This window comes from Colwellia meonggei (assembly GCF_057537295.1).
The window spans coordinates 1-23,056 of sequence record NZ_BAAJLZ010000013.1 but is presented as its reverse complement, the minus strand read 5'-3'; the positions used below and the strand labels follow the sequence as shown (position 1 = coordinate 23,056).

23 protein-coding genes are annotated in these 23,056 nt (G+C 37.4%); 12 read left to right on the top strand and 11 right to left on the bottom strand.

Going from position 1 to position 23,056, the window contains the following annotated elements; all coding sequences use genetic code 11:
* The first annotated feature begins 2 nt into the window (after positions 1-2).
* From AC27E9_RS18540 to AC27E9_RS18530, 3 genes are all read left to right on the top strand, one after another.
* Positions 3-1,067 (top strand): phosphotransferase, encoded by a 1,065-nt coding sequence (locus AC27E9_RS18540; protein WP_487132793.1) that lies wholly within the window; start codon positions 3-5, stop codon positions 1,065-1,067.
* Positions 1,068-1,162: 95 nt separating this feature from the next.
* Positions 1,163-2,236, top strand: a complete 1,074-nt coding sequence (locus AC27E9_RS18535) for a sensor histidine kinase (protein ID WP_487132792.1) — start codon at positions 1,163-1,165, stop codon at positions 2,234-2,236.
* Complete coding sequence (locus AC27E9_RS18530; protein ID WP_487132791.1) at positions 2,233-3,057, top strand: LytR/AlgR family response regulator transcription factor; 825 nt, start codon at positions 2,233-2,235, stop codon at positions 3,055-3,057. Before AC27E9_RS18535 ends, AC27E9_RS18530 begins: the two co-directional genes overlap by 4 nt.
* A gap of 332 nt (positions 3,058-3,389) precedes the next feature.
* Here the strand turns inward: AC27E9_RS18530 and AC27E9_RS18525 are convergent, their stop codons facing one another.
* Positions 3,390-4,436 carry an ATP-dependent 6-phosphofructokinase gene (locus AC27E9_RS18525; RefSeq protein ID WP_487132790.1) on the bottom strand — a complete coding sequence of 349 codons (1,047 nt, stop codon included), beginning with the start codon at positions 4,434-4,436 and terminating at the stop codon, positions 3,390-3,392.
* Between the two features lie 161 nt (positions 4,437-4,597).
* Between AC27E9_RS18525 and AC27E9_RS18520 the strand changes: the two genes are divergently transcribed.
* Entirely contained in the window at positions 4,598-5,446 is an 849-nt protein-coding gene (locus tag AC27E9_RS18520; protein ID WP_487132788.1) for a DUF6279 family lipoprotein, read from the top strand.
* A 129-nt stretch (positions 5,447-5,575) separates the two neighbouring features.
* On the opposite strand, the gene pyk is transcribed toward AC27E9_RS18520, so the two are convergent.
* On the bottom strand, positions 5,576-7,030 hold the full coding sequence (gene pyk, locus AC27E9_RS18515; protein WP_487132786.1) for a pyruvate kinase: 1,455 nt from the start codon (positions 7,028-7,030) through the stop codon (positions 5,576-5,578).
* A gap of 80 nt (positions 7,031-7,110) precedes the next feature.
* Positions 7,111-7,959 (bottom strand): MurR/RpiR family transcriptional regulator, encoded by an 849-nt coding sequence (locus tag AC27E9_RS18510; protein WP_487132784.1) that lies wholly within the window; start codon positions 7,957-7,959, stop codon positions 7,111-7,113.
* 326 nt (positions 7,960-8,285) lie between these two features.
* Here AC27E9_RS18510 and zwf point away from each other — a divergent pair, with 326 nt between their 5' ends.
* The 5 genes from zwf to AC27E9_RS18485 are packed head-to-tail and all read left to right on the top strand — an operon-like array spanning position 8,286 to position 13,928.
* A complete protein-coding gene (zwf, locus tag AC27E9_RS18505) occupies positions 8,286-9,755 on the top strand; it encodes a glucose-6-phosphate dehydrogenase (RefSeq protein WP_487132782.1) in 1,470 nt (489 codons plus the stop codon).
* A complete protein-coding gene (gene pgl / locus AC27E9_RS18500; RefSeq protein ID WP_487132780.1) occupies positions 9,755-10,447 on the top strand; it encodes a 6-phosphogluconolactonase in 693 nt (230 codons plus the stop codon). Before zwf ends, pgl begins: the two co-directional genes overlap by 1 nt.
* Before the next feature lie 3 nt (positions 10,448-10,450).
* Positions 10,451-12,283 (top strand): phosphogluconate dehydratase, encoded by a 1,833-nt coding sequence (gene edd / locus AC27E9_RS18495; protein ID WP_487132778.1) that lies wholly within the window; start codon positions 10,451-10,453, stop codon positions 12,281-12,283.
* Positions 12,284-12,285: 2 nt separating this feature from the next.
* On the top strand, positions 12,286-13,263 hold the full coding sequence (locus AC27E9_RS18490) for a glucokinase (protein WP_487132776.1): 978 nt from the start codon (positions 12,286-12,288) through the stop codon (positions 13,261-13,263).
* Between the two features lie 17 nt (positions 13,264-13,280).
* Complete coding sequence (locus AC27E9_RS18485; RefSeq protein WP_487132775.1) at positions 13,281-13,928, top strand: bifunctional 4-hydroxy-2-oxoglutarate aldolase/2-dehydro-3-deoxy-phosphogluconate aldolase; 648 nt, start codon at positions 13,281-13,283, stop codon at positions 13,926-13,928.
* Between the two features lie 365 nt (positions 13,929-14,293).
* Here AC27E9_RS18485 and gap read toward each other — a convergent pair whose 3' ends face one another.
* Positions 14,294-15,292, bottom strand: coding sequence for a type I glyceraldehyde-3-phosphate dehydrogenase (gene gap / locus AC27E9_RS18480; protein WP_487132773.1), 999 nt, complete (start codon positions 15,290-15,292; stop codon positions 14,294-14,296).
* A 244-nt stretch (positions 15,293-15,536) separates the two neighbouring features.
* Here gap and gndA point away from each other — a divergent pair, with 244 nt between their 5' ends.
* Complete coding sequence (gene gndA, locus AC27E9_RS18475; RefSeq protein ID WP_487132772.1) at positions 15,537-17,066, top strand: NADP-dependent phosphogluconate dehydrogenase; 1,530 nt, start codon at positions 15,537-15,539, stop codon at positions 17,064-17,066.
* A gap of 107 nt (positions 17,067-17,173) precedes the next feature.
* Here the strand turns inward: gndA and AC27E9_RS18470 are convergent, their stop codons facing one another.
* A complete protein-coding gene (locus AC27E9_RS18470; protein WP_487132770.1) occupies positions 17,174-17,977 on the bottom strand; it encodes a DUF2989 domain-containing protein in 804 nt (267 codons plus the stop codon).
* Between the two features lie 154 nt (positions 17,978-18,131).
* On the opposite strand from AC27E9_RS18470, the gene AC27E9_RS18465 reads away from it, so the two are divergent.
* Complete coding sequence (locus AC27E9_RS18465; RefSeq protein WP_487132768.1) at positions 18,132-19,580, top strand: glyceraldehyde-3-phosphate dehydrogenase; 1,449 nt, start codon at positions 18,132-18,134, stop codon at positions 19,578-19,580.
* A gap of 181 nt (positions 19,581-19,761) precedes the next feature.
* The gene (locus AC27E9_RS18460) at positions 19,762-19,962 is read left to right on the top strand and encodes a hypothetical protein (protein ID WP_487132766.1); all 201 of its coding nucleotides are present in this window, start codon (positions 19,762-19,764) and stop codon (positions 19,960-19,962) included.
* Between the two features lie 30 nt (positions 19,963-19,992).
* On the opposite strand, the gene AC27E9_RS18455 is transcribed toward AC27E9_RS18460, so the two are convergent.
* From AC27E9_RS18455 to AC27E9_RS18430, 6 genes are all read right to left on the bottom strand, one after another.
* Positions 19,993-20,325, bottom strand: coding sequence for a TusE/DsrC/DsvC family sulfur relay protein (locus AC27E9_RS18455; protein WP_487132765.1), 333 nt, complete (start codon positions 20,323-20,325; stop codon positions 19,993-19,995).
* The gene (gene tusB, locus AC27E9_RS18450) at positions 20,322-20,624 is read right to left on the bottom strand and encodes a sulfurtransferase complex subunit TusB (protein WP_487132763.1); all 303 of its coding nucleotides are present in this window, start codon (positions 20,622-20,624) and stop codon (positions 20,322-20,324) included. The genes AC27E9_RS18455 and tusB overlap by 4 nt, the downstream gene beginning before the upstream one ends.
* A gap of 2 nt (positions 20,625-20,626) precedes the next feature.
* The gene (gene tusC, locus AC27E9_RS18445; protein WP_487132761.1) at positions 20,627-21,001 is read right to left on the bottom strand and encodes a sulfurtransferase complex subunit TusC; all 375 of its coding nucleotides are present in this window, start codon (positions 20,999-21,001) and stop codon (positions 20,627-20,629) included.
* The gene (gene tusD, locus AC27E9_RS18440) at positions 21,001-21,387 is read right to left on the bottom strand and encodes a sulfurtransferase complex subunit TusD (RefSeq protein WP_487132759.1); all 387 of its coding nucleotides are present in this window, start codon (positions 21,385-21,387) and stop codon (positions 21,001-21,003) included. Before tusD ends, tusC begins: the two co-directional genes overlap by 1 nt.
* Before the next feature lie 128 nt (positions 21,388-21,515).
* Positions 21,516-22,181 carry a Bax inhibitor-1/YccA family protein gene (locus AC27E9_RS18435; protein ID WP_487132757.1) on the bottom strand — a complete coding sequence of 222 codons (666 nt, stop codon included), beginning with the start codon at positions 22,179-22,181 and terminating at the stop codon, positions 21,516-21,518.
* A gap of 161 nt (positions 22,182-22,342) precedes the next feature.
* On the bottom strand, positions 22,343-22,939 hold the full coding sequence (locus AC27E9_RS18430) for a DNA-3-methyladenine glycosylase I (protein WP_487132755.1): 597 nt from the start codon (positions 22,937-22,939) through the stop codon (positions 22,343-22,345).
* Positions 22,940-23,056 lie beyond the last annotated feature (117 nt).

Genomic DNA, 23,056 nt, shown 5'->3' with positions numbered 1-23,056 from the left:
ACATGAAAGGTAATAAGCGAGTGTGTGAATTAGAAGAGCAATTGAGCTTATTACCGTGCTTTGAAAATGAGAAAATAATTCATGTTAATGTGCTTACAGGTGGTCTTAGTCGTAGCTGTTATTGTGTTACTACCGAAAAGCAACAATATTTTGCTAAAAATTTAGCAAACGAGAGCACTGAACAACTAGTAGCTATATTTGCAGGAGAGCAAGGAGTTGCGCCAGAAGTTATATATAGCGATGAAAGTTGGCTGATCAATAAGTTTATATCAGGGCAATCGCTTGCTAACAGTAATTTAAGCCAGAATGAAAAACTGAATGTTATGACTGGCTTGTTGGTGCGGTGCCATCAACAGTCATTAAATTCCGGTGATAAAAAGTTAGTAGTAGGTGTTCCTAAACTGGCGATTAATGAGACGCTTTCTCAATTATTAAAAACCAGTAAGCTAAATGCTATTCATCGTGAAAGCTTGCTGGCGTTATCAGTATCAATACAGAAAGAACTTACTCAACATTTTAAAAAAGAAGGGCAGAGGCCATTGGTTTTTTGCCACGGTGATGCAAATTTTAGTAATGCCATTAATGCTGAAAATAAAACTGAAAATTTAAGGTCGCAAAAGTTAAATTATAGTTATCAATTAATCGATTTTGAGTGTGCTAGTTTTGCGCCCATAGAATATGATCTTGCTATGTTACTGGCGATAAATGAACTAGAAATTGGCAAGCTTGAACAGGTAGCAAAGTATTATACTCGGCATACGTTAGCGAAGAATTTTACCTTTAAGCATAGTCAAACACCTCTATCCGGAAAGCGAGACACTAATCCAAAAAATAGCTTAATTGCAGTAACACAAATTGTCGACAATCTGCCTACTCAAGTAACCGAAAACAACGTATTTAATAAAGTTTTGGTTATGCGTTACCATGGGTTATCTTTAATTATCAACGCATTATGGTATTTATCGATGTTTCATCAAGGAAAGGCGATAAATTACAAAAACTTGGCTAATAGACAGCTTTTGTTACTTGCTCAGCACTACCCCAAGACACATATTGTTATTGACTAAATGAGATAAGGTGCTGAAATCTTACGATTAGTGGTAGTGCGTGAAAGGCAAGCTTAGCGCATAATTATACTAACCTCGTTTAATGGTCGTATTGCGTGAATTGGAAAGAGTTTATAGAAAATAGAAATCGTTTATTTTGGCTGGTGCACACCGCTGGCTGGTGCGGTTTTGCCTTGGTACATTACCTAGGTTCATTACTTCATGATTTACGTGATATCTTTTTAGTGATCATTTTACTAAACGCATACGCTGGTTGGTTATTCACAATACCACTTCGTTACATCTATCGTCGTATTTGGAATTTCACACCTTTAAAAATTGCTATTGTAGTGATATTAACTTCCTATTGTACTGGTGTGTTGTGGCAAATTGTCAAAAACATTAATTATTGGGAAATATATAAGCACGGTTACCGCCCTGATTTTATTCTTTTCTATACAAAAAATAGTTTATTGTCGTTTTTTATCATCTTAAGTTGGAGTGGTTTGTATTTCGGTACTAAGTACTACCAAATGCTGCAGAAAGAAAAGCAAAACGTATTACGTGCAAATACCGTGGCTCATCAAGCGCAGCTAAAAATGTTGCGTTATCAGCTTAATCCTCACTTTTTGTTTAATACTTTAAATGCAATATCAACACTAATACTGGTTAAAGAAAATAAGACTGCCAATGGTATGGTAACTAAACTCAGTGAATTCTTGCGTTATTCATTAGATAAAGATCCGATGAAAAGGGTAACACTAGAAAGTGAATTACACGCCTTGAAGCTGTACTTAGATATAGAAAGAGTACGTTTTGAAGAACGACTACAAGTTAGTTTTGATATTGCTGACGACTGTAATTTAGCACTCGTTCCGAGTATGGTTTTGCAGCCCCTTGCTGAAAACTCTATTAAATATGCCATTGCAGTGCAGGAACAAGGCGGTAATATTCATGTTTCAGTGCATCGCTTTGGTAATGACTTGCTTGTTGAATTATCAGACAATGGCCCAGGTGCTGAAATTAAAAATGGGAATTTATTTCGAGAAAATGGCGTTGGTTTAGCGAACACGCGTGAAAGGCTTCAAGCGCTGTATCAGAATGATTTTTCTTTAGTTGTTGCCAACAACACACCAACTGGTGTTAAAATCAGTATACGAATTCCTTATGAAATTGGCAGTCGAGTATGAGCAAAAAGCTCTCTACAATAATTGTTGATGACGAACCCTTAGCAAGAAAAGGTTTAGCTGTTCGTCTGGAAGATCACAAAGATATCGATATCATTGCACAATGCACTAATGGCCGAGAAGCCTTAGAGGCAGTTCGCGCATATCAACCTGACTTAATATTTTTAGACATTCAAATGCCTGGTTTAAATGGATTTGAAGTTGTTGAAGCTATTTTAGAACAAGGATTGTCATTACCTATGGTGGTGTTTGTTACGGCATTTGATCAATATGCGATGCAAGCATTTGAGGTTCATGCGCAAGATTATTTATTAAAGCCAGCTGATGAGCAACGCCTAGCGCAAACCTTAGATAAAATTAGACAAAGCATTAGCAGTGAAGTAAATGCACTTCATAAATCAAAACTTGTACGCTTAGTCAGCGATGTAACAGGGAATGATTGTGAAAAAATATTGCAAGAGCTTGATAATAATGAGCCAGTCAGCATGTCAAGTTACTCTGATGTGCTAGCGATAAAAGATGCTGGCGAAGTGAGTCGTGTTCCAGTTAAAGATATTTTATGGATAGATGCAGCCGGCGATTATATGTGTGTTCATACCCACGATAATACCCATATTTTGCGAAAAACCATGAAACAGTTAGAAGAAATATTAGACCCTAAACAATTTCTACGTAGTCATCGTTCAACCATAGTTAATAAAAACTATATTGATAAATTTTGTAGCCAACTCAATGGCGAATATTATTTGGTGATGTCTAATGGTAAAGAGCTAAAGGTTAGCCGAAGTTATAAAGATAAAGTGAAAAAGGCGGTAGTAGCTTAATCTGTTTTAATAAATACATTTATTTTAAAGCGTGTTAAATATAAAAGGTAAACAATAATTTGTTTACCTTTTTTTGATCGCATATTACGCACTCGTGCAGTATTCACAGGGTAACTTAAACAACGAAATTACCGAGTTTTTAAGCATCACACATTAACTTGTTTAAAAAATAGCCCATATTAATTGCAATATTCCATCAAAACCATAGGGTGCTTAATAGTGTTAAATTTAAAGCTAATTCTGATATATAAAACATGGGCACTGATTTAATATATGAGGTAATTACGCCAAACACTGTGTCACTTGCAATCTATTGATAGAGTTAATTTGAATTAACACTGTTGTTGTGCAGTAAGTGCTAAAATACTGTCTTGAGCAGCTACGAGAGTATCACTAACCATTTCCTGCTGTAGTATGGCTGTAGCCAATGGCACATGTACAATGGAGTTATTACGTTCACCAATCATGATGTTTGAAAATTTCTGAACTATGGCCTGTATAGCAGCAACGCCCATTTTTGTTGCTAAAATCCGATCTTTAGCAACGGGCGAGCCGCCACGTTGAATATGTCCTAATATACATGCAGTGCAATCGATATTTATTTTGGCTTGCAATTGCTGTGCAAGAGCTGATGCTCCCCCTCGCCATAAGTTCTCTGCAATAACAATGATATAACTCGCATGTCGGTTGGCCTGAGCTTGTTTTATCTCTTGAGCTAAACTGCTAAGTTTTTGGTTTTCGTTGAGATCTGTGTTGTCACTGGTATGAAAATTTTCAAATGAAATAACCTGCTCAGCAGCACATGCAATACCAACATTAAAAGCAATATGTCCGCTGTGACGACCCATTAACTCAACAATAAAAATACGTTCAAATGCTTCTGCAGTATCACGAATTTTATCAATGGCATCAATGGCAGTATTAATTGCCGTTGAAAAACCAATAGTAAAATCAGTGCCATCTACATCATTATCTATTGTGCCAGGAATACCTATAACTTGCCCATGCCAGCTCTGTTCAAGTGCTAACAAACCATTAAATGAACCGTCTCCGCCTATCACTATCAACGCGTCTACTTTTTCTTTTAATAGCGTACTGGTGGCTTGTTCAACCCCTAAAGCTGTTTTCATGGCAGGGCAGCGAGCACTTTTTAATAAGGTGCCACCCTTGTGAATAATGTTGGTAACGCTTTTATTATTTAATGGTATGGAGTTGTCGCCTATTAAGCCATTGAAACCTGCAATAAAGCCAATAACATCTATTTTATAGTGCTGAGCAGCAAGTACGACAGCGCGAATTGCGGCATTCATGCCGGGAGCGTCGCCGCCGCTGGTTAAAACTGCAAGCTTTTTAATAGTTTGTTTAGAGCTTTTTTCCATGACAGACCTCCGAGACATAGGAAAGTTTTATGAACTCTTCTTCAACTTAACAGTCATTTATCATAAGGTGAAATAGTTTTGTATTAACTCGGTTTTAATTTAATGTAGATCAAAGCTTGTGGTTAATAGCAATTAAATTATCAGCATATGGAACAGCTAAAATGACAAAGATAAAACAAACATTATTTTTTATATCACTTGCGTTATTTATATCTGGCTGTAGCTTTCGTTTTGTTTATAACCACTTAGATTGGTGGACTAATTGGTATCTTGATGACTATGTTGAATTGAACAAGCAACAGCAAAAGCGTTTTGACCAAAGTTTTGATGAGCTACATTTATGGCACCGAAAAACTCAACTGCCTTTGTATAGTGCTCAGCTTAAAAATCTTAAACAAGCTATTAATAGTGAAATAAACGAGCAGCAAATAACCGAAAACTTAGCGAACTTTGTACAACATTGGCAAAATTTCCTGAGTGCTGCTGAGCCTAAACTTCAGCCGTTAGCGTATAGCTTAAGTGACGAACAACGTCAGCAATTAATACAAGCAATACAGGAAAACAATCAAGAAAGGTTAGATGATCATGAGCAACTAAGTGATGCTGAGTGGATTGAGCAAAAAGCACGAGAACAGCAGGAGCAACTTAAAAAGTGGTTTGGTAAGTTGAGCAAAACACAAAAAGCACAAGTTGCGACATACAGCGAAAGTTTTCAAAGGTCATTTCAACCTTGGATGACCTATCGACAACATTGGACAAGCCAGTTTTCGGAGCTATTAAATGGTAACTTAGCTGAGCATCAATTTAAGTTTGAATTCTATCGATTGTTTGTTAATGGTCGTAGTTTGCGTAGTGATGATTTCAATATGATTACTGAACATAACAATAAGGTATTTGCGAAAATATTCGCTTATATGGTAGAGAATGCAAATGAAAAGCAACGTAAACGCATTAATAAAGAGCTTGATAAAGTAATTGGCGATTTAGGTTATTTAGCCAACGATATCTGATGACATTAATTTAAAGAAAGTTACTCAGAAGTTATGGTTGAAATTGAGAAAAGCCTAGGTTGGAGAATCTAATGGCATTAAAAAGGTAGCATTACGCTACCTTTTTAATTAAACGACACTTACATAAGTTTATGCAAAGTGTTTTTTCGCTAAAGTAAGTACTTTTAAGGTATTGGTTGCACCAACTGTTTCCATTAAATCGCCGTGAGTAAACATTACTTTATCACCGACGTTTAATTCTGAATCTTTGGCAACTGCCACTAAAACATCTTCTGCCATTGCTTCAGCACTATTGCATCCAGTAGAATCAAAAGATACTGGATAGACACCACGATAAATTGCTGTTTTAGTAAGTGTTTTTGTGTGACGTGATAATGAATAAATAGGTAAGCCAGAAGAAATACGTGACATTATTTTACTGGTGTGGCCCGACTCAGTTAAGGCTATAATCGCTTTTACACCGTCTAAATGGTTGGCGGCATACATTGCTGACATCGCGATAGTTTCAGATATTTCTGCAAAGGTCATTTCAACACGGTGTTTTGATGTTGTAACTGAACTTTGTTTTTCAGCGCCAATACAAACTGAAGCCATGGCTTTAACCGTTTCAATAGGGTATTTACCTGCTGCTGTTTCTGCTGAAAGCATTACCGCGTCAGTACCATCAAGTACAGCATTGGCAACATCCATCACTTCTGCACGTGTTGGCATTGGCTGCTCAATCATAGTCTCCATCATTTGCGTCGCGGTAATAACTACACGATTTAGCTGACGACTACGAGCAATAATATGTTTTTGTTTACCAACAAGTGCAGCATCGCCGATTTCAACACCTAAGTCGCCACGGGCAACCATAACAACGTCTGATGCTAGAATGATATCATCAAGTACTTTGTCGTCATTTACCGCTTCTGCGCGTTCAATTTTAGACACTAAGCGCGCGTCACAACCGGCTTCTTGTGCTAATAAACGTGCTTCTCGCATGTCTGCCGCATCGCGAGGAAACGAAACAGCAAGAAAATCAACATTAATTTTTGCAGCAAGTTTTATGTCTTCTTTGTCTTTATCGGTCAATGCTGGTGCCGTTAAGCCGCCACCTTGGCGATTAATACCTTTATTGTTTGATAAAGGACCTCCAACAGTTACTTCAGTAAATACCGACTGTCCTTCCGTTTTAAGAACACGTAATTGCACGCGGCCATCATCAAGCAAGAGAATATCGCCAGGGATAACATCTTGTGGTAATTTTTTATAATCAATACCTACTTTTTCTTGGCAACCTTCACCTTTTGCTAAATTGGCATCTAATTCAAACTTATCACCTATTGCCAGTTTTATCGGACCATTTTTAAACGTTGATACGCGAATTTTAGGGCCTTGTAAATCTCCTAAAATACCAACATAAATACCTAGCTCTTGCGCTAATTCACGGACTGTGGTTGCACGATCAATATGATCTTGTGGATTACCGTGAGAGAAATTCAACCTAACAACGTTTACACCAGCTGCAAGTACTTGTTTTAATACGGCTCTATCTTCAGTTGCCGGACCTAATGTGGCGACAATTTTCGTTCTTCTAGGCATTGTAATCCTTAAGTTTATTCAATTTTTATTTATTGTGATGCGAATCGACTAATCATTAATAATATAGCCAGCTAACATCATTAATCTTTACGTTCAAAACGCGAACTACGTAAGCTATCTTTTACTTTCTTTAAGTTATCTCTAAATTTTGTGCCTCGGCGCAGCGTAAAGCCAGTGGCTAAAATATCAATTAAGGTTAGCTGTGCAATACGTGATGCCATTGGCATATATAAATCTGTATCTTCTGCAACATCAACCGAAAGTACAATATTACATTCCTTGGCAAGGGGCGTGCCAGCGGTAGTAATACCAATTACCGTGGCATCATTTTCACGGGCTAAACTTGCCACATCAACTAATGACTTTGTTCTGCCAGTGTGCGATATCACAACAACAACATCACCTTGCTGACTATTTATAGCACTCATACGTTGCATTAATATGTCATCAAAATAGACCACAGGAACATTGAAGCGGAAAAACTTGTTTTGTGCATCGTGAGCAACTACAGCTGATGCGCCTAAACCAAAAAATGAAATTTTATTGGCCTGTGTTAATAAGTCGACAGAGCGGTTAATTGTTGAAGTATCTAAACTTTTACGCGCTAATTCTAGGTTAGCCATGGTTGACTCAAATATTTTTGCAGTATATTCATCTGCAGAGTCATTTTCGTCGACATGTCGATTAACATAAGGGGTACCGTTAGCCAAGCTTTGCGCCAAGTGCAATTTAAAGTCTGGGTAACCCTTAGTATCTAAACGTCGGCAAAAACGGTTAACCGTTGGCTCACTAATATTGGCTTGTTTTGCTAATGCGGCAATACTCGCATGTATGACAGTTCCTGGTGATGATAATATAACCTCTGCCACCTTACGCTCAGATTTACTAAAGGTATCTAACTCGTTGGCGATCTTTTCTAATATATTCATTACGTTTAAGCCCTAGGACGTTGTTTAATTGACCTTTATTGCAGCCAAATAAAACATTGCTGTAATTTATTTTCGCAAAAAAAACAGGATTTATGAAAATTTATTTCATATTTTACGCTAATATAAAACAAAAGGGCAGAAATTTGCAAATCTTTAATGCTTTTTTGTAATAAACTTGCCTTGTAGCAGTTAATATTAAATAAATTGCAAAATATGTAGTAATATTACAGAAAATACTTTACTGATGATGCTATAGCAGATAAATTAGCTTTAAATGTAGTTTAGTTACAATGAAACTAAGTAAAAAATAATTGAGTAGATAACATATGAATAACATCGATTGCCAAGCAGCCAGTGAAATTGTTATTTTTGGTGCCCTAGGTGATTTATCTCGCCGTAAACTATTGCCTTCATTATACCAGTTAGAGTTAGCGGGCTTATTAGGCAGCAAAACGCGCATAGTTGGTGTAGCACGAAACGATATTACCTTAGCGCAATTTACCGAACAGATTAATGAGGGGTTAAATAGCTTTATTTCTGAATCGTTAAATGCAGACGTAGTAACTAAGTTTTTAGGACGATTGGTATATCAACAACTCGACTTTAAAGACACTGAAGCATACGCCGCATTAGCAGACACATTAAATTCCTCGCAAAGCCCTTGTGTTTATTACTTTTCTACGCCACCAGCAATTTATGGTGACATAAGCGAAGGCTTAAAATCAGCCAAACTAATAAAAGATAACGATCGTGTCGTTATGGAAAAGCCGATTGGGCACTGTTTAGAATCCTCTAAAGTAATTAATGATCAAGTTTCTCGTTATTTTAATGAAAATCAAATTTACCGTATTGACCACTACTTAGGTAAAGAAACCGTACTTAATTTATTAGTATTACGCTTTGCCAATTCACTGTTTACGAATAATTGGGATCGAAATTGTATTGACCACGTGCAAATTACTGTTGCTGAAAGTGTTGGTATAGAGGGGCGCTGGGGCTTTTATGATGAAGCTGGCCAAATGCGCGATATGGTACAAAACCATTTATTACAAATATTATCGCTGTTGGCAATGGAGCCGCCAGCCGATTTAAGTGCTGATAGTGTTCGTGATGAAAAATTAAAGGTTATTAAGGCCTTAAAGCCAATTACGCGACAAAATGTTAAAGAAAAAACCGTTCGTGGCCAATATGCCGACGGTTACCTTAACGGTGTTGCTGTCCCCGGTTATACCAATGAGGAAGGCGCTAACGAAAACAGTGGTACGGAAACCTTTGTGGCAATAAAAGCAGAAATAGATAACTGGCGTTGGGCAGGCGTGCCATTTTATTTGCGTACAGGTAAGCGTATGCCGAAAAAACACAGTGAAATTGTAGTTCACTTTAAGCAGCAACCGCATAATATTTTCAGCGAAAGTTATGCCGACTTACCATCAAATAAACTCACCATTCGTCTACAGCCTGACGAAGGGGTTGAGTTAGAAATGATGAATAAGATTCCTGGCATCGCCTCACAAATGCAGATTCATGAAAACAAGCTCGATTTGAGTTTCTCTAAAGCTTATGACAATCAACGTGTAGTTGATGCGTATGAACGTTTAATCCTAGAAGTTATTAATGGTAACCAATCATTGTTTGTTCGTCGTGACGAAGTTGAAGCGGCTTGGCAATGGGCAGACAGCATTATTGCTGCATGGCAATCGACAAATGAGACGCCTAAGCCATATGCCGCAGGCTCTTGGGGGCCAGTAGCGTCAATTTCTTTAATCGCGCGAGATGATCGCCAATGGGTAGAATAATGTATCAAATTAATGACTTCGAACAGCGCAAATTGCTTGATGAAACATTAGCAAATAACGTTGCTAAGTTGCTTAGCTTAGCGATAAAGGAAAAAGGTAAAGCGAGCCTAGCTGTTTCAGGTGGCTCAACGCCAAAAGGTTTTTTTACCGCTTTGTCAAAGAAAGTACTACCTTGGCATTTGATCACAGTAACACTTGCTGATGAACGCTGGGTTGATATAGATGCCAGTGACAGTAATACCAAACTAGTGCACGAAAACCTATTACAAAATGAAGCACTAAAAGCAAAATTTTTTCATTTAAAGCAAGGTGAATCGTTATCGAAAGAAACATTAGATGATTTAAATGTTGCCGCAAAGCAGCAGTTATTACCACTTGATGTGCTGATTTTAGGAATGGGTGAAGATGGTCATACTGCATCTTTATTTCCATGCAGTGACGAACTAGAGCAATGCTTAGCGTTAGATAGCAAAGCGTTACTAAAGGTGGTACCAAAAACAGCACCGCATCAACGCATTACCTTTAGTTATGCGGCATTAAAGCAAAGCAAAAATACCATATTACACATCAGCGGCAGCAATAAAAAGCAAGTATTAAGCCAAGCGATTGCTGGGAAAAATATCAAAGAGATGCCAATTAGAGCATTTCTACACGCTGAAAATGTTAACACACAAGTTTATTGGGCCGAGTAAATTATGAAACAAGAAATAGTAGATATCACGCAGCGGATCATTGAACGCAGTAAAGGCAGTCGCAAGGCTTATTTAGATAAAATTTCAGCCGCTAAGTCAACGACAGTGCATCGCGCGAGTTTATCATGTGGTAATTTAGCCCATGGTTTTGCTGCTTGTGGTAAAGAAGATAAAGCAACATTACGTGGTGTGAATCACTCTGATGTCGCCATTGTCTCGGCATACAATGATATGTTATCCGCTCATCAACCATATCAAACCTACCCAGATATTATTAAAGCTGCTGTAAAAGAAACCGGTGGTGTAGCACAATTTGCCGGTGGTGTACCAGCAATGTGTGACGGTGTAACGCAAGGTCAGCCGGGTATGGATTTAAGTTTAATGAGCCGTGATGTTATTGCGATGGCAAGTGCGGTTGGCTTATCACACAATATGTTTGACGGTGCATTGATGTTAGGTATTTGTGACAAAATTGTTCCGGGCCTAATGATTGCTAGCATGACTTTTGGGCATTTACCTACGGTATTTGTGCCAGCAGGTCCTATGCCATCAGGTATACCAAATAAAGAAAAGGCTCGTATTCGTCAGCAATTTGCCAAAGGTGAAATTGGTGAAGATAAATTGCTTGAAGCAGAATCTGCTTCTTATCACAGCGCCGGTACTTGTACCTTTTTTGGTACGGCAAACTCTAATCAATTAGTTGTTGAAGTGATGGGGCTGCACTTACCTGGAGCCTCATTTGTTGCGCCTAATACACCGCTACGTGAAGAGTTAACTAAAGCAGCTGCACGTCAAGTCACTCGATTAACCCAACAATCTGGTAATTATATGCCGGTTGGTAAAATGGTTGATGAACGTTCTATTGTTAACGCTATTGTAGCCTTGCTGGCAACAGGTGGCTCAACGAATTTAACAATGCACATTATTGCCTTTGCAAAAGCTGCAGGCATTATTATTAATTTCCAAGACTTTAACGATCTGTCAAACGCAGTACCGCTGTTAACGCGTATTTATCCTAATGGTCACGCCGATATCAATCACTTCCAGCAAGCAGGTGGGATGGCATTATTGTTTAAAGAATTAATAGACGCAGGCTTGGTACATGAAGACGTTGACACTATTTGTGGCCGAGGTTTACGTCGCTATACTCAACAGCCTGTGCTTGAAAATGGTCAGTTAAAATGGGTTGATGGTGCGACTACATCGGGTGATCCAGAAGTTATTGCGACAGCGACTGCACCATTTAAATCTGATGGCGGTTTAAAAGTACTAAAGGGTAATTTAGGTACTTCTGTATTGAAAACATCATCATTACGTGAGGGTAGCTTTGTTATTAAAGCGCCAGCGGTTGTATTTGAAGATCAACACGAACTAGAGGCGGCATTTCACGCTGGCGAGTTAGAGAAGGATTTTGTTGCTGTTGTGCGCTTTCAAGGGCCAAAAGCCCGCGGTATGCCTGAATTGCACAAATTAACTCCGCCGTTAGGCGTGTTACAAGATAAAGGTTTTAAAGTTGCATTGGTAACAGATGGTCGAATGTCAGGAGCTTCAGGTAAAGTACCTGCAGCAATACATTTATGCCCAGAGGCGCTTGATGGCGGTTTAATTGCCAAAATTAAAACTGGCGATATGGTACTTGTCGATGGTGAAAGTGGCGAGTTGAAATTATTAGTAGAAGAAAACACCTTAGCAGCACGTGAAAATGCGAAATTTAACGTCAATGGCCATCACCAAGGTATGGGGCGAGAGTTATTTGGCTTTATGCGTCGTAATTTAAGTTCCGCAGAAACCGGCGCTTGTTCATTGTTTGATGATGGTTTAGAAGGTGAGGTGTAGTGATGTTGAGTAATAAGGTTAGCGTTATTGCCGATATCGGCGGCACGAATATGCGGGTTGCAATTGCTGAAAATAGCGGTGAAATATCCGGCATTAAAATTTACGCTTGTGCCGATTACGCTGGTTTAGCTGAAGTATTAACGAATTTTATAGAATGTCATCAATTGCGTGACAAAGAGATAAGTGCTTGTTTAGCAATTGCTTGTCCTGTTGAAAAAGACTTAATTGTTATGACTAATTTACCATGGCAATTTTCTCAACAAGCACTAAAAGCAGAATTAAAATTAAGTGAGTTAGTTTTAATTAATGACTTTACCGCAATAGCGCACGCTATACCAAAGTTATCTGCACAGCAAAAAGTACAGATAGGTCATGGAGAAATCATTCCAAATAAACCTATTTCAATTTGTGGAGCAGGTACCGGCTTAGGGGTCGCGAATTTAGTTTCGATAAATGATGGTTGGTTGAGTTTAAGTGGTGAAGGTGGCCATGTTGATTTTGCTCCTGTTGACCAGCAAGAGATTGAAATTTTAAATTTCTTACAAACCAAGTATGCGCGGGTATCTTATGAGCAATTACTTTCAGGCTTAGGGTTAGAACAAATTTATCAAGCACTAAGTTTTATAAAAGAAGGTTCCGCTTTAGAGTTATCTGCCAAAGAAATCACAACAAACGCACTAGCAAATAACTGTGACTTATGTGAGGAAGCTTTAGCACAGTTTTGTCGTGTGCTTGGCAGTTTTGCAGGAAATCTAGCATTAACGTTAGGTAGCTTTGGTGGTGTTTATATTGCAGGCGGTATTGTTCCGCGCTTTATTGATTATTTCAAAAGTAGCGACTTTAGAACAAGATTTGAAGCAAAAGGTCGTATGTCTGTATTTAATCAACCAATGGCAACATTTGTTGTTACCGAAGAGCAACCAGGTTTGATCGGCGCAGCTGCGTATTTAAAACAATTCACTTCAGTTGAAAAGCACTAAGAGTATTAAGAGGAATTATGACGTTATCAAATAATTGGCAAGTACAGCCAAGTGATCTATTTGCCATGGGACCGATTGTACCTGTGTTAGTGATTAAGGATGTTAAAGACGCTTTACCCATTGCGGAAGCTCTATTAGCAGCAGACATAAAAGTATTAGAAGTTACTTTACGTACCCCAGCAGCACTTGACGTGATCAGTACTATTGCTAAGCACTTACCTGAGGCTGTAGTTGGTGCAGGAACAGTTACCAATAGAGAATTATTGCAACGTTCTTCAGATGCAGGGGCAAAATTTGCCATTAGTCCAGGTTTGACGCAAGACTTATTACAAGCAGGAAAAGAGGGAGATACCGCCTTGATCCCAGGTATTTCTTCAATTTCAGAGTTAATGGATGGTATTGATTCTGGCTATGATCATTTGAAATTTTTTCCGGCGGAAGCATCAGGTGGTGTTAAAGCCATTCAATCAATTGGTGGGCCATTTCCAGATATTAAGTTTTGTCCTACTGGCGGCATTAATTTAAACAATGTTCGAGACTATTTAGCACTACCTAACGTTGCTTGTTGTGGAGGCTCTTGGTTAGTATCAGACGAGATTGTTAATAATCAAAATTGGCAGGAAATTACCCGCTTAGCAAAGCAAGTATTAACGCATGTAGGCTAGTAGCAAAGTACATGAACAATAAATAATGGTTATTATTACAATATTATAATAGAAATCAGGCTATGGCCTGATTTTTTTATACTTATTATTCTATGGATAATGAGTACTTATTGTAATAAACGCATGAATATGGGCGTTTATTTAGTTAACTCTATGTAGCTTTCTTTCATAAAATCATCAACTATTACAATTCGACCATAAATATTGATAACAAAGCAGGTCAGTTTTCCGCATTAACTTAGATTATCATCTTATTTTTAAGCATAATAATTGTGAAAACCTAGCGTTATAAGCCAATCAGGCATAAAAAAGCCAGAAATGAATCTGGCTAATATCAAATTGCTTTAGAGTTACTAATGCACAATTTACTGAGTTGAAATGTAACTCGCTAGATCCAATATTTTGTTAGAGTAACCAATTTCATTGTCATACCAGGATACAACTTTTACAAAAGAGTCTGTAAGAGCGATACCAGCTGTTGCGTCAAATACTGATGTACAACGCTCACCAATAAAGTCGTTAGAAACAACGGCATCTTCGGTATAACCTAAAATACCATTTAATTCACCTTGAGCAGCCTTTTTCATCGCATCACAAATATCTTGATAACTTGCTGGTTTTTCTAAATTAACGGTTAAATCAACCACTGATACATTAGGTGTTGGTACTCGAAACGCCATGCCCGTTAATTTACCGTTAAGCGCAGGGATAACTTTACCTACAGCTTTAGCAGCGCCTGTTGATGAAGGTATTATATTTTGACCTGCACCTCGGCCACCACGCCAATCTTTAGCTGATGGGCTATCTACTGTTTTCTGGGTTGCTGTTGTTGCATGTACAGTCGTCATTAAACCATCTTTAATGCCCCAGTTATCATTTAAAACTTTCGCGACAGGTGCTAAACAGTTAGTAGTACAAGAGGCATTTGACACAATGTCTTGTCCCGCGTATTCAGTATGGTTTACGCCCATAACAAACATTGGCGTTTGGTCTTTTGACGGCGCAGAAAGTACAACTTTTTTTGCGCCAGCGCTAATGTGTTTACGCGCAGTTTCATCGGTTAAGAATAGCCCCGTTGACTCCACAACTACGTCAACCTCTACTTCATTCCATTTTAAATTTAATGGGTCACGTTCAGCTGTTACTCGTACATGCTTGCCATTAACAACTAAATGTCCGTCTGACACCTCAACTGAGCCATCAAAGCGGCCATGAGTTGAGTCATATTTAAGCATGTAAGCAATATAATCTACATCGATCAGGTCATTAATTGCGACGACTTCAACATCAGCACGTGCAAATGCTTCTCTAAATACGAATCGGCCGATGCGACCAAAACCATTAATTCCTACTCTAATTGTCATAATCAAATCTCAAATAAATTTATGTAGTAAAATTACATCATTTTTTAAAAATTACAAGTAATAAATCGACACAGACGAATAAATATTGATTTAACACTTGTTTTATTGCGTATTGTTACTAAAATACCGCCTTATTAAGCTAGGTGGTATACAATACCAATATCGTGAACTTTTAATTATGCAATATTCACTTTACTTTTAAGTTGAATAAATTTACTTCACCTCTATTAAATGTGGAATTTTTATGACACAAAACAACAAATTATGTGACATTGGCTTTATTGGCTTAGGTGTCATGGGCAAAAATTTAGTACTGAATTTAGCTGATAACGGTTTTAGCATTGCAGCTTTCGATCTTGATAATGCAAAAGTTGAAGATGCTATTGCTCAAGATCAAGCTGAAAGTGGTTTAGCGGAAGCACGTGTTTTTGGTTGTTCGTCTTATACTGAATTATTATCTTGCCTAAAACCACCACATTTAATTGTTTTATCAGTACCAGCCGGTGCACCTGTTGATCAAGTATGTGAAAACCTTATTGGCGCTGGTATTCAACCAGACGATATTGTGATTGATACCGGTAACAGTTTATGGGTTGATACGGTTGCGCGAGAGAAAAAATATAAAAATAACTTTATTCTATTTTCTTCAGCGGTTTCAGGTGGCGAAGTAGGAGCAAGATTCGGCCCAGCATTAATGCCTAGTGGCTCTCCTTATGCGTGGACTAGAATAAAGCCTATTTGGCAAGCCATTGCGGCGAAAGTTGATGGTGAAACGGGTAAACCAATCGAGCGTACTAAGCCTGGTGAAGTAGTGACTAGTGGCGAACCATGTGCTGCTTATATTGGCCCAGCAGGAGCAGGGCACTACGTTAAAATGGTACATAACGGTATTGAATATGCTGATATGCAAATTATATGTGAAGCGTATCAAATGTTGCGTGATGGTTTAGGCTTATCAAGTAATGAAATTGCTGATATTTTTGAACAATGGAACAATGGTCCACTTGATAGTTACTTAATGGAAATTTCTGTTGAGGTATTACGCCATCATGTCGGTGAAGGGAAAACACCATTAGTAGATTTGATTTTAGATAAAGCCGGGCAAAAGGGTACCGGTTTGTGGACGGCGATGAGTAGTCTAGAACTTGGCACTCCTGCGCCAACAATTGCGCAAGCTGTATATGCTCGTTCAATTTCATCTTTTAAAGATCTTCGAGTTCACGCTTCTACGGTATTAACTGGACCAGCAGCACAAGCTTTCAGTGAGCAAGAAAAAGTAGATTTTATTGAACAACTTCAAGATGCTATTTACTGCGCAAAAATATGTGCATATGCTCAAGGCTTCCAGTTAATGAAGTTGGCAGAAAAAGAACATAATTGGCAATTAGACTTTGCTAGCATTGCAAAAATATGGCGTGCTGGCTGTATTATTCGAGCAGTATTTTTACAATCAATTACCCAAGCATTTGAACGTAATCCTGAACTTGATAACTTATTGCTCGATGACTTTTTTGCACAGCAGTTATGTAAACATCAACAAAACTGGCGTAAGGCTGTAGCGAATTCGGCATTGATGGGCATTCCTACAGGTGCTATATCATCGGCTTTATCATATTACGACTCGATGCGATGCGCCGTATTACCAGCAAACCTGCTTCAAGGTCAGCGTGACTTTTTTGGCGCACACACTTTTGAACGTGTTGATAAACCTGTAGGTAAAAAGTATCACGTTGCTTGGTCAAGCAAGGATCGTGATATCAACGAAATTAGCTAGTAACTATTTGATAATCAAGCGTAATTAATATAAAAAAGACAGCGTAAGCTGTCTTTTTTATTTCGGAAATTAAATTTAAAAAATCTGCTTTTACTTTAATAGAACAATTAAATATGAGGCGACTTAAACTTACCACTATTAATTTTATCTAAAGTACTAGTTGCGACTCTATCTAAAAATTCGCCATTTAGCTGATGTCTACTTATATAAACATTTAACGTGTTATCAGTAATGCTTTCATCTTCCGGCGCATACAATCGTAACATTTTTGACCAAATATATACTTGTTTATATTCTTTTTTCTCGGCAAAAATACTGGCTATCGACTTAAATATTTCGGTATCTATCATACTGTCAGCGGGAGATAATTCTAACGCATGATAAAGTAAGTTTAAGGTCTTGTTAGGGTCTCTTTTTGCGTAATAGCTGGCTAGGTTAACTTGTCTATTTGGGCGTTCTAGTATTTTCGTACCTTCTAATGCTATAAATTTTTTCAACGACTGTTCATTTAAATAACGTGACCAGTGAAAGAAAAGTAGATCAGGGTGTTCGGAATTAAGAGTAACAGATGCAATCTCTTTAATTTTGTCCCGCGCCTTTAATACATTATTGACACGAATAGTTTTTTTGACTTTAAGTTTTATATGTTCGATTTTAGAGGCATGTGACATGCATTTCTCATAACCTTCGTAAGCAATTAACTGTTGATACTTATTATCGTCGTTGGCTGTAAGCTTATGATCTAAGTTGGCAAAACCAACAGCAATACGCTCTCGCTTACACCAAGTGTCTTCTTGAAACTCTTCACAGATTTCTACGTGTTTGTCGCAAAGCTCCGCAAAATTAGGTCCCTGTTCACATGCCATTAATGTGAAAATAGGTAAAATGGATATTAATTTATAATATTTCATCTTTTTCTCTACTTTATCCCTGAAAAACTTTTGTAACTGGTGGCGAAATATTTCATGTTGGATTACAATGTGCGCCGCATTTAGTTATTAGTAATTATATCCTTTAATTAATAATAACCCATCGTTCAATTGACTGAAATAAAAGGTTTACGCAATGACTTCTCATCTTGAGGAACAATATCAAACTAGCTGGCAAGAACGTCAAACATTCGCTGAAAATATGCAGCCAATCATCGGACAGCTATTTAGAAATAACGGCATCGAAATTTCTGTATATGGTCGCCCATTAGTAAATGCGTCTGCAATCGATATTATTAAAGCACATAAATCAGTAGCTTTACACGAAGAAAATAAATTACGCTTACGTGAAAGCTTTCCGTTTGTTCAAGCATTAGCTAAGATGTCACTAGCGCCTGCGCGAATTGATGTTGGTAAACTAGCTTACCGTTATTTATTTAAAGGCGAAGCAAACGGCCTTTCAATTGAACAATTTTTAGAAAAAGAATTAAACACTATTTCAAAAGATACTGATGCTCAAGAAGCTAAAGACGTTGTGCTTTACGGCTTTGGTCGTATTGGTCGCTTATTAGCTCGTTTACTAATTGAACGTGCAGGTCCTAGTTCTAAGTTAAACTTACGCGCTATTGTTATTCGCCCAGGTAAAGATGGTGATTTAGCTAAACGTGCTAGTTTACTTCGTCGTGATTCAGTTCATGGTGCTTTCAACGGTAGTATCACTATTGATGAAGAAAACAATGTAATTAAAGCCAACGGTGCTTTCATTCAAGTTATCTACGCAAAATCTCCTTCAGAAATTGATTACACTGCATATGGAATTAACAACGCATTAGTTGTTGATAACACAGGTATCTGGAGTGATGAAGATGGTTTAGGTCAACATTTACAATCAACTGGTGTTTCAAAAGTATTATTAACAGCGCCAGCTAAAGGCGATATTAAGAACATCGTTTACGGTGTAAACGAAGATATGATTTTAGCAGAAGACAAAATTGTTTCTGCAGCAAGTTGTACAACAAACGCGATTACACCAGTATTGAAAGCACTAAACGATGAGTTTGGTATTCGCAACGGCCATGTTGAAACTGTTCACTCATACACTAACGATCAAAACTTAATTGATAATTACCACCCAGCACCTCGTCGTGGTCGTAGTGCGCCATTAAACATGGTAATTAGTACTACTGGTGCGGCAAAAGCGGTAGCGAAAGCATTGCCAGAATTGAAAGGTTTATTAACAGGTAATGCGATTCGCGTTCCTACGCCGAACGTTTCAATGGCAATAATGAACTTGAACTTGAAAAAAGAGACTGACAAAGGCGCATTAAATGATTACTTACGTAACATTTCTTTGAACTCTAAGCTTCAAAACCAAGTTGATTACACAGCGTCTACAGAAATTGTTTCAACTGATTTAGTTGGTTCACGTTATGCTGGTGTTGTTGACTCTCAAGCTACAATCGTAGATGGTGACCGCGCTGTACTTTACGTTTGGTATGACAATGAGTTTGGTTATAGCTGTCAGGTTGTTCGTGTTATGTTAGAAATGGCTGGTATTCAAGTACCAACATTACCATTACAGTAGAGCCTTTTAATGCTAGTTTTATCTAGCGATAAAAAGCAGTTATTAAGAAGCGTTTATCGTTGAGATAAGCGCTTTTTATTTTTTATAAATGGTAAATTTTTCAAACATAAGTGTTAAGTTATTTAGCTATAAGCCGATATAGACTAAAGAATAGAAAGCCATTATTTAATTAAGGTAAATTATGTCGATTGAAGTCAATGGTAGCAATGCCGTATCGATGACCACAGAAACATTATTAGAAGCGAAAACTGCAAAACTAGCGTTATCACAAACAGAATTAGAAGGGCAAATGGCTATTGATTTAATTGCCTCAGCGTCAGTTGATAACGCAAGCTTGCTGGCAGTTGGCAATAGCGGTCACAATGTTAGTATTAAGGTATAGTAGCGCGCTATTTGCTAGATAAATTTGAAGTTAAATGCAACGAGCAGGTTTTGGCAAACCTGCGTATTTAGTTGCTTGCTTAGCAGGGCCTTCTTTAAATAACCGGTATAAATAACGGCTGCTGGCTTTTTCTTCACCAAACTCTGCTTTCATTGCTTTAGTCAGGGCGCGAATTGCAGGGGAGGTATTGTAAGTTAAGTAGAATTTCCTAACAAAACGAATAACTTCCCAATGTTCTTCTGAAAGCTCTATATCGTCAGTTTTTGCGATTAAAACGGCGACTTCTTCATTCCATTCATTAAAATCAAGTAAATAACCTTGCTTGTCTGTTGCTAAAGTTTTGTTGTTGTAATTTATAGTCATGACCAAGTAATTGAATTGTTGTGTGTAAAAATAAGATCAAGCATATTTGTTAAGGTAATAGCTTTGCACATGCTGTTAAAGCTTTGCGCGCGTGCATGTGCGTGACTATCAATAAAGTATACGTTAATGCTAGCTTGCGTTGAATTTGATTCTAGTAACTTAAGTAACAATGGGTGTTGCAAATTATAGCAACCATCATCCATTAAAAGGATACTGTCGTTGTTTGCAACCAGCCCTAAGCATTGTGTTAACGCATTAGAGTTAAAGCCTGAATTTCTAATAATATGTAGCATTGTCATCACTAAAACCTATAAATAACACTGTGCTGGTGTAGGCACAGGCTAAATTCATCAACATCTAGTACCTGCACACTATCAATATGGAAATTCTCATCTAAGTTACGTTCAATTAACGACTGCTTACAGACATAAATTTTTTCGATATCGTAAAACTCCAGTGCAGCAAAAGTTTTTAAATAATCTTTAGTGGTAATAGCTGCTGGATTTTGATCCCCGATCACCTGAAATACACCATCAGACATAAAAAATAATGAAATAGCCTGCTCATATGAGCCAAAAATTAATGCAGCATCAAGTGCTTCTTTACCAGTTGCCGTTGAAAATGGCGCATGTGTATTCACAATGGCAATGGATTTTGGTGAATTTACATCAAACATTATAATTGCACCACACGTTTAGCTTTACTTGTTAGCTCTACTAACTCACCAAGGCCCGCAACAGTAAATGCTTGGTCGATATTTGTTTGCTCATTACTTGTTATATCATCACTTAATCCGCGCTTTTCAGCAGCGGTGATACATAAATATAATGGTATGCTGTTGTTGCTATTAAGTTGCTGCCATTGTTTAAGTGTTTGATATTCATCATTTGGAATAGCTAAATGTTTAGCAGCATTTAATACGCCATCTTGATAAAAAAATACGCCAATAATTCTAGTGCCTTTGTTAATAGCGGCTTTCACTAATTCAATAGCACTGGTGGTTAAGTTGCTATTTGGCGGGCTAGTGACTACTAGGGCTAAAGTATTTTCTAGATTCTGCATAATATTTTATTTTTAATATAAGCCTGACTAAAAATGAGCTAATAAAAAAGCCTCAATATTGAGGCTTTTTCTTTATACGTACAGTATAAACAATTACGAATCACATTTTAATGATTTTTAATTGTTAATTAGTCATCGCCGCCCATAACACCAAGTAGGCTTAATAAGTGAACGAAAATATTGTAAACGTTCAAATATAAAGAAACGGTTGCACGAATATAGTTAGTTTCACCACCGTGAATAATGCGGCTAGTATCAAATAAGATCAAACCTGACATGATCATAATAATTGCAGCACTAATTGCTAATGAAAGGGCAGGGATTTGGAAAAAGAAGTTCGCGATCATTGCAATAACAGCAACGATTAAGCCTACCATTAAAAAACCACCCATAAATGAGAAGTCTTTTTTGCTTGTTAATGCGTAGCCAGACAGTGCGAAGAAAATTAACGCTGTGCCACCTAATGCTTGCATAATTAATGAGCCGCCATTTGGCATTGCTGCATAGTAATTAAGCATTGGACCTAACGATGCGCCCATTAAACCAGTAAAAGCAAAAATCCAAAAAATACCACTCGCTTTATCGGCATTTTTATTAACAACAAATAATAAACCGAATGAAACTAAGGTCATCACTAAGGCTGCCATATGAGACAAGCCCATCGCCATAGAAATACCAGCCGTTACGGCACTAAACGCCAAAGTCATTGAAAGTAACATATAAGTATTTTTCAATACCTTGTTAATCTCAATTGCTGAACTTCTACTAGCATTTAAACTAATATTTGATTGCATAAAATTTCCTCTAAGTATGCTATTTATATTTTTTAGATGTGGTCAAATGTGAAAAGTTCAAGGGCAAATTAAACATTCACCAAATGATAAAGATCACAAACGACAATTAATCATAAACCACAATGACATATTATGGCACGCTATTTTTTTAATTACTATCTTTAACCTTGTTGAAATTCATCAATAATTTGTGAGCGTTTGTAACAATCATGGCTATGATCATTCACCATGCCGCAAGCCTGCATGTGGGCATAACAAATAGTAGAGCCAACAAATTTAAAACCTCTTTTCTTTAAATCTTTACTCCAAGCATCAGACTCTTTTGAAGTAGCAGGGTAGTCTTCAAGCTTTTTCCAGTTATTAACTATTGTTTTATTATTTACAAAGCTCCACATATAATTACTAAAGCTACCATGTTCTTTTTGAATGGCGATAAATAGCTTTGCATTATTAATCGCAGCAGTAATTTTTCCCCTGTGACGAATAATGCCAGTATTCAATAATAACTCTTCAACCTTTTCCTCTGTAAAAAGAGCAACTTTATTAACATCAAAATTTGCAAAAGCAGCCCGATAACCTTCACGACGCTTTAATATGGTGTACCAACTTAAGCCGGCCTGTGCAGATTCCAAGGTTAAATATTCAAATAATTTTTGATCGTCGTAAACGGGTACTCCCCATTCATCATCATGATAAGCAACATAATCTGCTTTCGACGTATCTAACCATGGGCAACGACAACGTTTTTCTACATTCACAAAGTATTCCTTAAAATCTACAACTACTAAATTCGTTTAAATAAATGTCAAATTGTTGTTTTTTTTAGCAAACAAACTTTTTTATAGAATAAATGCTTTACAAGAGAATATCGAGCC